This window comes from Shewanella sp. SP1S1-7 (genome assembly GCF_031932105.1).
GTDB lineage: Bacteria > Pseudomonadota > Gammaproteobacteria > Enterobacterales > Shewanellaceae > Shewanella > Shewanella baltica.
In genome coordinates this window covers 39,859-52,582 of sequence record NZ_JAUOEU010000033.1, presented here as the reverse complement: position 1 = coordinate 52,582, position 12,724 = coordinate 39,859, and the positions used below count along the sequence as shown (strand labels likewise).

Annotated in this window: 9 protein-coding genes and 1 rRNA gene; 8 read left to right on the top strand and 2 right to left on the bottom strand. The window is 46.9% G+C overall.

Annotated features, from left to right (window positions below):
- Positions 1-33 precede the first annotated feature (33 nt).
- From rrf to Q4Q49_RS19340, 4 genes are all read left to right on the top strand, one after another.
- A 5S ribosomal RNA gene (gene rrf / locus Q4Q49_RS19355) occupies positions 34-149 on the top strand.
- 1,300 nt (positions 150-1,449) lie between these two features.
- On the top strand, positions 1,450-1,716 hold the full coding sequence (locus Q4Q49_RS19350; protein ID WP_312000189.1) for an OadG family transporter subunit: 267 nt from the start codon (positions 1,450-1,452) through the stop codon (positions 1,714-1,716).
- An 11-nt stretch (positions 1,717-1,727) separates the two neighbouring features.
- A complete protein-coding gene (oadA, locus tag Q4Q49_RS19345; protein ID WP_312000188.1) occupies positions 1,728-3,551 on the top strand; it encodes a sodium-extruding oxaloacetate decarboxylase subunit alpha in 1,824 nt (607 codons plus the stop codon).
- 8 nt (positions 3,552-3,559) lie between these two features.
- Positions 3,560-4,690 (top strand): sodium ion-translocating decarboxylase subunit beta, encoded by a 1,131-nt coding sequence (locus tag Q4Q49_RS19340; protein WP_312000187.1) that lies wholly within the window; start codon positions 3,560-3,562, stop codon positions 4,688-4,690.
- Between the two features lie 114 nt (positions 4,691-4,804).
- On the opposite strand, the gene Q4Q49_RS19335 is transcribed toward Q4Q49_RS19340, so the two are convergent.
- Together Q4Q49_RS19335 and Q4Q49_RS19330 are read right to left on the bottom strand one after the other, a co-directional pair.
- Complete coding sequence (locus tag Q4Q49_RS19335) at positions 4,805-4,972, bottom strand: hypothetical protein (RefSeq protein ID WP_006080601.1); 168 nt, start codon at positions 4,970-4,972, stop codon at positions 4,805-4,807.
- Between the two features lie 243 nt (positions 4,973-5,215).
- A complete protein-coding gene (locus Q4Q49_RS19330; protein WP_071939274.1) occupies positions 5,216-6,475 on the bottom strand; it encodes a dicarboxylate/amino acid:cation symporter in 1,260 nt (419 codons plus the stop codon).
- Between the two features lie 292 nt (positions 6,476-6,767).
- Between Q4Q49_RS19330 and Q4Q49_RS19325 the strand changes: the two genes are divergently transcribed.
- The 4 genes from Q4Q49_RS19325 (at position 6,768) to Q4Q49_RS19310 (ending at position 12,612) form a co-directional block, all read left to right on the top strand.
- A complete protein-coding gene (locus tag Q4Q49_RS19325; protein WP_312000186.1) occupies positions 6,768-7,193 on the top strand; it encodes a YqaA family protein in 426 nt (141 codons plus the stop codon).
- A 271-nt stretch (positions 7,194-7,464) separates the two neighbouring features.
- A complete protein-coding gene (locus Q4Q49_RS19320; RefSeq protein WP_312000185.1) occupies positions 7,465-10,317 on the top strand; it encodes a pitrilysin family protein in 2,853 nt (950 codons plus the stop codon).
- A 184-nt stretch (positions 10,318-10,501) separates the two neighbouring features.
- Entirely contained in the window at positions 10,502-12,151 is a 1,650-nt protein-coding gene (gene gshA / locus Q4Q49_RS19315; protein ID WP_312000184.1) for a glutamate--cysteine ligase, read from the top strand.
- Positions 12,148-12,612 carry a hypothetical protein gene (locus Q4Q49_RS19310; RefSeq protein WP_006080606.1) on the top strand — a complete coding sequence of 155 codons (465 nt, stop codon included), beginning with the start codon at positions 12,148-12,150 and terminating at the stop codon, positions 12,610-12,612. The genes gshA and Q4Q49_RS19310 overlap by 4 nt, the downstream gene beginning before the upstream one ends.
- The last annotated feature ends 112 nt before the right edge of the window (positions 12,613-12,724 follow it).

Genomic DNA, 12,724 nt, shown 5'->3' with positions numbered 1-12,724 from the left:
GTCAGAGATGGCCACGGTAATAAACAGAATTTGCTTGGTGACAATAGCCTTGTGGAACCACCTGATCCCATCCCGAACTCAGAAGTGAAACGCAAACGCGCCGATGGTAGTGTGGGGTCTCCCCATGTGAGAGTAGGTCATCGCCAAGCATCCAAATAAACACAAAAGCCCTAGCCTAAACCGCTAGGGCTTTTGTGTTTATACGCTTCGCGAGAACCTATCTCGATGTCGGTCAATAAATGTTCCTTCAATATTGACACTTCCACCATCCATGGTGGTCGCCCCGCCGCTAAGCGGACTCCCCTGCTACGAAGACAAGCTTCTTCGCGTTCAATCATGGCTAAATACTACGTATTTATAGCGCTATGATTTCACCCCCATGTGAGAGTAGGTCATCGCCAAGCGCCTAATTATCTCATTGAGATGTAACGAAGCCAGCTGAATAAGCTGGCTTTTTTGCGTCTGAAATTTGCAGGAATTGATATATTTTCTTCCAACTTGCATTTTCCTTGCTATTTTTCTCACCAGCTCACCAGCTCACCAGCTCACCAGCTCACCAGCTCACCAGCTCACCAGCTCACCAGCTCACCAGCTCACCAGCTCACCAGCTCACCAGCTCACCAGCTCACTAGCTCACCAGCTCACCAGCTCACTAGCCATTTGAATTACTGAGTACATTTTCGATCTTAGGCTTTCTTATCTCGTTCTTGTCATAGTGCTATTACTTAATCTTGCGCATATCTAAAAGCCTAAGGTCTACTGAGGCAACACTCTTGCGTGTCTCTCAAGGTAACCGTTCGATACACAGATCGTATTGCCGGGCACTTCTCTGCGTTGATACCAAGGCGGATACTTAAGTTGTCAAAATGGGTGATTTAATTTGTTAGATTGAACCCATTCCTCTTCTTCAATCAATGCCTTTAGAACGACATTCCTTTTTTATCTTCTACCAGAATCAAATAGCAGTAACTTGGATTGTGAAATTTGCATACTTTTTCACTTGGTTTATTCCTATGTCCGTTGTCTTCAATTTAGGAATCATTTTTTAGCCTAGGACATCATTTCGACTTAAATCCAGCATAGTAGGTATTTCATTATGGAATATTGAATTAATGGCCCGATTTATGAGGATTAATGACTGGCCGCCTTTGAATTTATTTAATATTGGTAAGACCAATTTACATGTATATGGTTTTTTTGTTATCAATTGGTTATGTTTGTGGCGGATTAAGTTCAGCTTACTTTCTTGTTGCGTGATTTATTAGCTTTTAAATGTGATTTTTTATTCAAATGTTCTTTGGTTTGGTGGTCGCTATAGGTCTGTCTACGAGAGACCCATAGTTTGTAAACCGTTCAACCGATTGAATGTTGAACTTGTGATGCGATAGCGATGGTTTGGGGCAATCGTACTGTTGATAGGGATTGAGAGAGTAAGGGGGAAGGGGAGCTATGGAGGATGTAACACAATCTTTATTGGATGCCGTTGGCATTATGTTTTTGGGGATGGGCTTAGTATATTTATTTTTAAGTGTACTAATCCTTGGGATCCATGTGGTTGCGCGCTGGTGTGCAGTCGATGCTGCCTCAGCACGTTTTGCTAAAAATCATGCTAAAAGTCAGCAGAGGGTAGCGCAATCTGATGTTAAGCCTTTAGACCCAAATGTGGTCGCTGCGATTTCACTAGCGGTAAAGCAGTATCGTTCACAGATTAAGTAATGGGGAGCAGTATGACTTTTGTATCTAATTCTACGACGGCAGTGGCTAAGCCATTATTTTTAACTGATGTCGTTTTGCGGGACGCGCATCAATCTATTTTAGCAACGCGCTTACGCCTTGATGACATGTTACCGATTGCGCCATTACTCGATAAGATCGGTTTCTGGTCACTGGAATCTTGGGGTGGGGCGACGTTTGATGCCTGTATTCGTTATCTTGGTGAAGATCCTTGGGATCGGATTCGTGAGCTGAAAAAGGCCATGCCCAATACGCCACAGCAAATGTTGTTGCGTGGCCAAAACCTCTTAGGTTATCGCCATTATGCCGATGATTTAGTCACGCGTTTTGTTGAGCGCGCCCACACTAATGGCGTTGATGTATTTCGGATTTTCGATGCGATGAACGATGTGCGCAACCTCGAGACTGCGGTGAAAGCGGTGCGCCAAGTTGGCGGCCATGCGCAGGGGACGATTTCGTATACCACGAGTCCAGTGCATACCATAGAGACGTGGGTTGATATGGCAAAACGTCTCGAAGATATGGGATGCGATTCTTTGTGTATCAAAGATATGGCGGGGTTGCTTAAGCCGATGGAAGCGTTTGAGCTTATTAGCAGACTCAAATCTCAGACGCAACTTGTGTTATCTATGCATTGTCATGCGACGACAGGGTTGAGTACTGCCACTTATCAGAAAGCCATTGAAGCGGGTATTGACGTGCTCGATACGGCAATTTCGTCGATGAGTCAAACCTATGGACATACTGCAACTGAAACCGTTATCGCTATGGTGGAAGATACTGAGCGCGCGACTGGTTACGATATGGTGTTGCTTGAGGAGATTGCCGCTTATTTCCGTGAAGTGCGCAAGAAGTACGCTAAGTTTGAAGGCGCACTGAAAGGCATAGATTCGCGGATCTTACGTGCACAAGTGCCTGGTGGCATGCTGACCAATATGGAGAGCCAACTAAAGGAACAGGGCGCGGCCGATAAGATGGACTTGGTATTGGAAGAAATTCCCCGCGTACGTGCTGACTTAGGTTTCTTGCCGTTAGTGACGCCTACATCGCAGATTGTCGGCTCGCAGGCGGTCATTAATGTGCTAATGGGTGAGCGTTACAAGTCACTGACTAAAGAGACTGAAGGCGTGCTTAAGGGCGAATATGGCGCGACGCCTGCGCCAGTAGATGCCGCCTTGCAAGCCAGAGTCTTGCAAGGAGCTGAAGCCATTACATGTCGTCCAGCGGATCTATTAACGCCTGAATTGGCTAAGTTAAGGCTTGAGTTAGCAGATAAAGCACAGGAACAAGGCATTCGCCTATCTTCAGAGCATGACGATGATGTGCTGACCTATGCACTCTTCCCACAAATAGGATTGCAGTTCTTAAAGAATCGTGACGATCCAAGCGCCTTTGAGCCTAAGCCTGAATTGACTGCGGCACTTGCTACTAATGCTGCGGATCGTGGCCCTGAAACCTACACTGTGACTGTCGAAGGGCAAGAGTACGTAGTTGAAGTCGCCGCAGGCGGGGAGATCTCGCAAATCCAGCTACAGGGCCAAGGTGTTCATGCCGTGCAAACGGCTACGGCGAGCACTATGCCAACTGCGTGCCATGGAGAGATCAGGCTTGAAATGAGCGCGCCGCTGTCGGGCAACATCTTCAAAGTGCATGTTTCTCCAGGCGATAGAGTGTGTGAAGGCGATGTCGTGATCATCCTTGAGGCGATGAAGATGGAAACTGAAATTCGTGCTCAGGGCGATGGCATTATAGCTAAGCTCTGGGTGAAAGAAGGCGACTCAGTGTCTGTGGGTTCTCAATTACTGGCCTTGGCGTAGGAGTCATTATGGAAGGTTTAATGGCTTTTTGGGCCGAGACAGGTATTGCCCATTTTACTGGCGGGCAAGTGTTGATGATGGCAGTGGGCGCTTTGCTCTTGTATCTCGCCATAGTGCGTGGGTTTGAGCCTTTATTATTGCTGCCAATAGGTTTTGGCGCAGTACTGGCGAACATTCCCCATGCGGGATTTACCGAAGAAGGCGGCATGCTGTATTACGCCTATCATGTGGGGATTGAGACTGGGGTGTTCCCACTGTTGATCTTTATGGGCGTCGGTGCGCTGACCGACTTTAGTGCCTTGATTGCCAATCCTAAAACCCTGTTGTTAGGGGCGGCTGCGCAGTTTGGGATTTTCGCGACACTGATTGGTGCGATAGCGCTGAACTTAGTGCCGGGTTTTGAGTTCACCATGAAGGACGCGGCGGCCATTGCGATTATTGGCGGTGCCGATGGACCTACGGCGATTTTCCTCGCCTCAAAACTGGCACCTGAGTTATTGGGTGCGATTGCGGTCGCTGCCTATTCCTACATGGCATTAGTCCCGATTATTCAACCGCCGATCATGCGCTTACTGACAACCCAAGCTGAGCGCGAAATTAAAATGGAGCAGCTGCGCGATGTCAGTAAGAAGGAAAAGATCATTTTCCCTTCGATGGTGCTGGGATTAACGATCCTCTTCTTACCTGCGGCCACGCCGTTAGTGGGCATGTTTTGCCTTGGTAACTTGATGCGCGAATCGGGCGTAGTGGATAGATTATCGAAAACGGCGCAGAACGAGCTTATTAATATCGTTACGATTTTCTTAGGGTTAGCTGTGGGTTCTAAGTTATCGGCCGATCAATTCCTGCGACTTGAAACCTTAGGGATTCTGGTATTGGGTGCCTTGGCTTTCGGCGTTGGAACTGCCGCGGGTGTGTTGATGGCAAAGCTGATGTGTAAGCTGTCGGGCGGTAAAGTAAATCCGCTGATTGGCGCGGCAGGGGTATCGGCTGTGCCTATGGCGGCGCGAGTCGTCAACAAAGTCGGGTTGGAAGCGAATCAACATAACTACCTGCTGATGCATGCAATGGGGCCCAATGTGGCGGGGGTGTTAGGCTCTGCTGTGGCGGCGGGGATTTTACTTGCTGTTCTTGGGTAACGGATTGGGTTAATCACTGAGTTAACCGATTTGGGTTAACTGAGCTTTAAACATCTTCCAATCGTTAGCTCAGTTTTATCACTAAGGCCAACTCAGTATTGAGTTGGCCTTTTGCTAAGCCGTTAACCACATTAACGTGATGAGGATTAAAATCATCCCTTCACCTATGCCGATAATGTAGATAAAACCTCGTCTGCCTTGTTTTAGCGTGAGTTTGTTGGCTTTTAAAAATAACGCCCAAAACAAACATAGGATCAGCGGGATAAGAAAGAGTCTCGTCATTGTCTGTTCTGCTAAAATGTGAGTTAGAGTGGCTTCAGAGTCTAACAGCTTGATCTTATTTGGGTAACCTATTTTGCAGCCGATGAGGACCGTTGGAGTTGATTAGGGCTTTAAAGCCGACGAATTAAAGGCCGTTTGCTGGATAATAAAAAAGACCGCCTAAGCGGTCTCTTGATTTACATCATCTGCGTAATTTACCTAATGTTACTGGTGGTTTAGCGCAGTGGCTTCGACCCAGTATTGTTATTGTTGCGAATTCACAGGTGTAATGTCTTGGTTATCGTTCGAATAGAACTGCGCTTCATCGAGTTCATTTTCTGATTTACCAATCACGACTGCTGTCATCATATCGCCCGTCACGTTCGTTGCCGTGCGGATCATATCGATAATACGGTCAATCGCGGCGATAAAGGCAATGCCTTCAAGTGGCAGACCAATCACACCTAAGGTCACAGTTAACATCACCATTGCACTTCCTGGCACGCCAGCGGTACCAACAGAAGCGACGGTCGCAGTCACGGCAATCATCACATAGTCCAGTGTATCGAGCGGAATATTGTAAATCTGCGCGATGAAGATAGCGGCAATCGCAGGGTAAATACCCCCACAGCCGTCCATGTTCATGGTCGCACCTAATGGCATCACAAAGGCGCTATAACGCTTTGATACGCCCATGGTTTCGACTGCACGTGTGCTCGCAGGTAAAGTACCGAAACTTGAAGAAGTACTAAAGGCGACTAACTGCGCAGGCATAGCTTTGCGGAAAAATTGCAGCGGGCTTAAACCACCGACAAATTTCACTAAGCCACCGTAAACAAAGATGATGTGGATAAAGGCGGCAATGTAGATAGCCCCGATAAACTTACCTAACGGCAGTAGAGTTGATAAACCGTATTCACCGACAACCCAAGCCATTAAACCAAACACACCGATAGGAGTGAGTTTTAAGACCATGCGAGTCAGTTGGAACATGACTTCTGCGCCCGCTTCTATGGTGCGTTTTAGCGGCTCAGCCTTCTCGCCAACTTTATTGATAGCGATACCCACTAATGCGGCAAACACGATAATTTGCAGTACCTTGCCTTCAGCCAGTGAGGCGAAAGGATTGACAGGGATCATGTCGAGTAGCACTTGTGCAAAACCGGGAATATTACGCTCGCGCACTTCAGTCGCCGTGAGCTGCATAGTGCCGCCCATGTCGATCATTGAGCCTACGGCTAAGCCGATCAGCGAGGCAATCGTGCCTGTCAGCATGAACATACCTAAGGTTTTAAGGCTTAAGCGTTTTAGGCTAGTTTGCGAGCCGAGCGATGTGATACTGACGACAATGGCACAAAAGACCAAAGGCGCGACCAACATCTTAATGGCGCCAATGAACAGATCACCGAGTGGTTTTAGCACTGTGGCGCTTTCACCTAAAATAACGCCAACGAGCGCACCTAAGATAAAGCCTGCTAAGACTTTTTGCCAAAACGGAATGCGGCTAATGGTTTGAAGGATCATGCATATTCCAGAAAAATAAATTAAGAGTGAGCCAATAGAACAGCGATGATAGGATTCGTATTCAACGAGTTGAGCGTGATGTTAACGCGCTCTCAGTCATGCGCATGGTCATTGATTGCCATAGTTAAACCATTGTATCGACAGAGCTAGGGTTATAACAAACCGTTTTTCTTATAACTTATTGTGATAAGTGAGTTTGTTGTAAAAAGATTAAGTGAAACATTCAATTAACCCATGACAAACCTTATCGCATTGAATACAAAAAGAGAGATTTATCATTGAGTAAGCCATTATGACTGAGTTAGGCATTATGTTCTCCGGCGCTTTTTTAGCGGCGACTTTGTTACCGGGGGGATCTGAAGTCTTACTCGTGGCGCTATTAAATAAAATCCCAGAGGCTTGGGTTGCGCTGGTCGTGGTGGCCAGTATTGGCAACACGTTGGGCGCGATGACCAGTTTCTATTTAGGCCGCTTAGGTCGCCTAGCAAAATCACCAGAAGCGTTAGCGACAGGTAAACACGCAAAGGGATTCGCCATGATTGAACGCTACGGCGTGTGGGCGCTGTTACTCTCATGGGCACCAGTTGTTGGCGATATTCTCTGTTTATTGGCGGGCTGGGTGAGGTTGCCGTTAATTTCCTCTTTACTGATGATTTTAATCGGTAAAACAATTCGTTACTTAATTGTTGCCGCTGCCGTGCTGCAATGGATGGCATGATGGCGTTAGGATGCATTTAATGGTTAAGGTCGGGGAGTGTTTTTCCGTTTAGACTGAATTTACTGTATAGATAGGAACTTAGTGTCAATTTCGCGAGTCATAAATTCCAATGCTTAATCATTTAAGCGCACTTTATTCTAAGGACTTTGACTCAGCGGACTGTGAATAAGCGTACTATGACTAAGCGTACTATGACTAAGCGCATTATGACGCTACACAGCGATGACTATACGCAGCACTATGATTATGAAGCTGTATTTTTGACCCATTGATGTATGAGGGGAATGTTTTGAAGAAATGGATATTAGCGGTCGCAATTTCTGCCGCACTCGCGGGCTGTGCATCTGAAACGACTACGGCGAACTTGCCCGCAGGCGTTAAACTTATTGAAAATGTGCAACTGGCCGATTCGCAAGTAGGGATCCCCTACAAAAAGTACCAATTAGCCAATGGGTTAACGGTTATTTTGCATCAAGATGATTCCGATCCCTTAGTGCATGTCGACGTCACTTATCATGTGGGCTCTGCCCGTGAATTGGCTGGCCGTTCGGGTTTTGCGCATTTATTTGAACACATGATGTTCCAAGGCTCGCAGCACGTCGCCGATGAACAACATTTTGAAGTGGTTACCGAAGCTGGCGGCACCTTAAACGGCACGACCAATACCGACAGAACAAACTACTTTGAAACCGTACCCAGCAATCAATTAGAAAAAATGCTGTGGCTTGAGTCGGACCGTATGGGCTTTTTATTGCCGGCACTCACCAGTGAAAAATTTGAAGTGCAGCGCGAGACAGTGAAAAACGAGCGTGCGCAACGTATCGACAATCAGCCCTATGGGCGCATGAGTGAGCGTTTTAGCCAAGCCATGTATCCTGTCGGTCATCCTTATTCTTGGCCTGTGATTGGCTGGCCGGACGATCTTAATCGCGCCACAGTTGATGATGTTAAACACTTTTTCCAACGTTGGTATGGGCCTAACAATGCAACCCTGACCATAGGTGGCGATTTCGATGAAATGCAGACCTTAGCCTGGGTGAATAAATATTTTGGTGAAATCCCCCGTGGCCCTGAAGTCTCTTTAGAGCAAAAGGCGCTGGTTAACTTAGATAAAACGCGTTACATCTCCATGGAAGATCAAGTGCACTTGCCCTTGATCCGTATTGGTTTCCCAACCGTATACGCAAGGCATCCTGATGAAGCTGCGCTCGATCTGTTAGCCAATATTTTAGGCGGCGGCAAAACATCCTTGTTATATAAAAACTTGGTGAAAGATGGCTATGCCGTGCAGGCCAATGTCAGCCACCCTTGCCAAGAGCTTGCGTGTCAGATGTCGATTTATGCTTTAGCTAATCCTGAAAAGGGTGGCAAACTGGCGGATCTGGAACAACGTATCCTCGACTCGATTAAGGAGTTTGAGCAACGTGGCGTTACCGATGACGATTTGCAAAAAGTTAAAGTGCAGTTTGAGGCCGATACCATTTACAGCCTGCAAAGTGTTTCTGGCAAAGTGTCTGCCTTAGCGATGAACCAAACGCTGTCGGGCAATCCGAACATGATAGCTTCAGATTTGAGTCGTTATGCCAATGTGACCAAAGACGATGTGATGCGCGTGTTCAAGCAATACATTAAAAATAAGCCTATGGTGGTGATGAGTGTGGTGCCGCAGGGTATGACGTCACTTATCTCCCATGCCGATAACTTCACGCCAGCGACCTTGCCCATTGCGCAAACGGCGGTTGAAGGGGATTTACCAAAGCCTGAACTTGTTTCAAGTTTTGATCGGACTAAGATGCCCGCATCTGGCGCTGCACCTGTGTTAAAGGTTCCGACAATATGGACTAAAACCTTAGCCAATGGCATAGAAGTCATGGGGACACAAAGCACTGAAACGCCTACGGTTGAGTTAATTGTGTACCTCAATGGTGGCCATAGACTGGTACCAGTTGAAAAAGCGGGCTTAGCAACGCTGACTGCGGAAATGCTTAATGAGTCGAGCCAGAAACGCAGCAGTGAAGCGCTTTCGCAAGCGTTAGAAATGCTCGGCAGTTCAGTCGACTTTAGTGCCTCTGAATATCAAAGTGCGATTAAAATATCGACGCTGACAGCGCATTTAGATGAGACGCTGGCGATTATGGAAGAAAAGCTCTTCCAGCCAGCCTTCAACGAAGCGGACTTTACCCGAGTAAAACAGCAGCAGTTACAGCAGATCCAGCATATGCAGTCTGATCCTAGCTACCTTGCTGATACGGCGTTGTCGTCTTTGTTATACGGTAAAGACAATGCTTTAGGCGTGAATGACATAGGTACACTCGATTCAGTCGCGGCGCTTACGTTAGCCGATGTAAAAGCGTTTTATGCCCAGCAGTATCAAGGCGGTAACGCTAAAATCGTCACAGTCGCCAATTTACCTGAATCAGTATTATTGCCTAAGTTAGCGGGATTGAGTCAGTGGCAAGGGGCCGCAGTTGTGGTGCCGCCACTTAAGCCATTCCCTGCATTAAAAGGCGGTACGATTTATCTGATTGATAAACCTGGCGCAGCGCAATCGGTGATCAATATCGCCAAGCGCGCATTGCCCTATGATGCCACAGGCGATTACTTTAAATCTTACCTGATGAACTACCCGCTCGGCGGCGCGTTCAATAGTCGTATCAACCTGAATTTACGTGAAAATAAAGGTTATACCTATGGTGCTCGTACCAGTTTTGCAGGTGGTGCTGAAGTCGGTGATTTTGTCGCATCAAGTAACGTTCGCAGTGACGTGACGGCGAAAGCACTCACTGAGTTTGTAAAAGAAATCAGTGCGTACCAGCAAAAGGGGATGACGGATACTGAACTTGCCTTTATGCGAAATTCAGTCTCCCAAGGCCAAGCACTTGATTATGAAACGCCGTATCAAAAAGCGGGCTTTATGCGCATGATTCAACGTTACCAATTGAGCCAAGATTTTACGACTCAACAGGACAAGATCATTAATACTGTAACAAAAGATGAACTCAATGCCCTCGCGGCTTCCGAGCTAGATATCAATAAAATGGTGATTCTAGTGGTGGGAGATAAAGCGAAAATCGAAGCAGATTTAGCGGCGTTGGGCTATCCAATTGAAACTTTAGTATTGTAAATTGGTATTTCGCCCTTATATAGGTGATAGACGTGTACGTTAATTAACGACTATTCGTCACATATTTACCGGATTTACATCGAAAGACGGTGACAGCATTAGCTGTCACCGTCTGCTTTTAACAGTACAAGTTGTGAATTTGGCTTGCCCCACAGACAGGTTTAGATTTATTTTGAGGCGTATTTTGCAAGATAAGCCTCAAAATAAAGGTCTGACTGTTAACCTTGTCGCGATAGCGAATCACCAATTAGAGAAGCGCAAATTGAAGTCATTCAATGAATTAGTACAACATCTCTCGGACGCCCATGGGCGCACCGCACTCTTGGGTATGTTACGTGGCATAGAACGTGAGGCGTTGCGGATTGATGAGTCGGGTTATCTCGCCACCGATTCACATCCTGAAGCCTTAGGCTCAGCGTTAATGCATTCGCGTATTACGACGGATTACAGTGAAGCCTTGCTCGAGTTTATTACTCCGGTACATAACAATGTTGAGCAACTGCTAAACGGATTAACTGAAACCCACGCCTTCAGCGTGCGCCATTTACATGGCCAGCGTCTGTGGCCGGTGAGCATGCCTTGTTATGTGAAGGACGAGAAACAGATCCCCGTTGCCCGTTATGGTTCATCAAATACCGGTATGATGAAAACCTTATATCGTAAGGGCTTAACCTATCGTTACGGCGCCTTGATGCAGATTATTTCTGGGGTGCACTTTAACTTTTCGGTATCGCAAGAGTTATGGCAAAGTCTGTACGAATTGAGCGATAAGCAGTTAAGTTACGATGATTTTATTTCAGAATCCTATTTTGGCTTGATCCGTAACTACCGCCGTTTAGTCTGGGTGCTACCTTATTTATTTGGTGCCTCACCAGCATTATGTAGCTCTTTCATTAAAGATCAAAAAACCGATCTCAAGTTTGAAAAAACGGGCCACGGTACTTTGTATCTACCCTTTGCGACTTCGTTGCGTATGAGCGATTTAGGCTACACCAACAAAGAGCAAGAAGAGCTGAATATCAGCTATAACTCTTTGCCTGAGTATCTGGCTGGCGTGAATGCGGCCATCAAAATGCCTTCGGCAAACTTTGCCAATATCGGCGTTAAAGTCGATGGTGAGTATCGTCAGCTCAATGCCAACGTATTGCAGATTGAAAACGAGTTCTACTCGCCAATCCGTGCAAAACGGGTGACGCGCAGTGGCGAGAAGCCATCAGAAGCCTTAGCCCGTGCAGGGGTGGAATACATTGAAGTGCGTGCTTTAGATGTTAATCCATTTAGCCCGATTGGCATTGAGGCGACCCAAGTGCGCTTCCTTGATTTATTCCTACTCTATTGTTTATTAACGGAGTCGCCTAAGTCTGAAGCTAGCGAAGAGTCGAGATTAAGCGCGAATCTTAAAGCTGTGGTGCTTGAAGGCCGTAAACCTGGGCTTGAGTTACTAACCGCAAACGGTTCACGTTCGCTTAAATCTTGGTTAGAAGAGTTGTTTGATGCCTTGCAACCTTTGGCGCTATTGCTCGATGGTGAGGCGACGGATTATCAAGTGGCGTTAGCCCATTGGCGTAAAGCGGTTGAAGATCCTAACTTGACCCTGTCGGGACAAGTGCTGCAAAACGTGATCAACAAAGGCCAAGATCATGGTCAGTGGGTGATGACGTTGGCGCAGCAATACTATCAATTCTTTGTCGATTATCCCTTGTCGAGCGAGACAATAGCGCAGTATCAAGCCGAAGCATCCAGCTCGCTTAACAAGCAGGCCGAGCTAGAAGCGGCGCAGCGTTCAGTTTCGTTTGATGATTATCTGGAAGATTACTTTGGAGCTCAGTCGTGAAAGAGGGCTTATTCTCTTTCACTCGCTTGCGTATCAGCGCAGCTTTGATTGGAGCCAGTGCCTTATTATCAGGCTGCGCCGCTTCACCAGAAGATCCACTGGGCTGTGGCACTGTGTCGGGTTATTTGCAGCCCGATGCCAGCACTCACTGGTATCGCGTCGTCGTGACCCATTTAAACGGTCAGGCAGTGGTCTCTAAGCCTAATTATCAGCTAGCACCCGGCGAGTATGAGTTTACTGTCGCGGAACTGATTGATGATCCTAGCTTGTCGGTCACACTTGCCGCGCGAACGCCTAAGGTATTTAAGCTCAATGTCGAGAGCCACCAGCGTTATCATATCGGTGCGTTATTTCACACCGATAAGCGTTATATGGGCAAAGACACGGGATATTGGGAACCGGGCGTATGGCAGCAAGAAGAGCATGAGTGTCAGTTTGAGCTGAGTCCCGAAACGAAATAGCCAAAGCGATCAGCTCAAGTACTAAGCCAGCAATATCCGATTTAAGTCAGATTGATTTACCCCTTGCGCTTAGATCTTCTAAGCGCAAAAAAGGCTTTTTATGCTTGCCTCA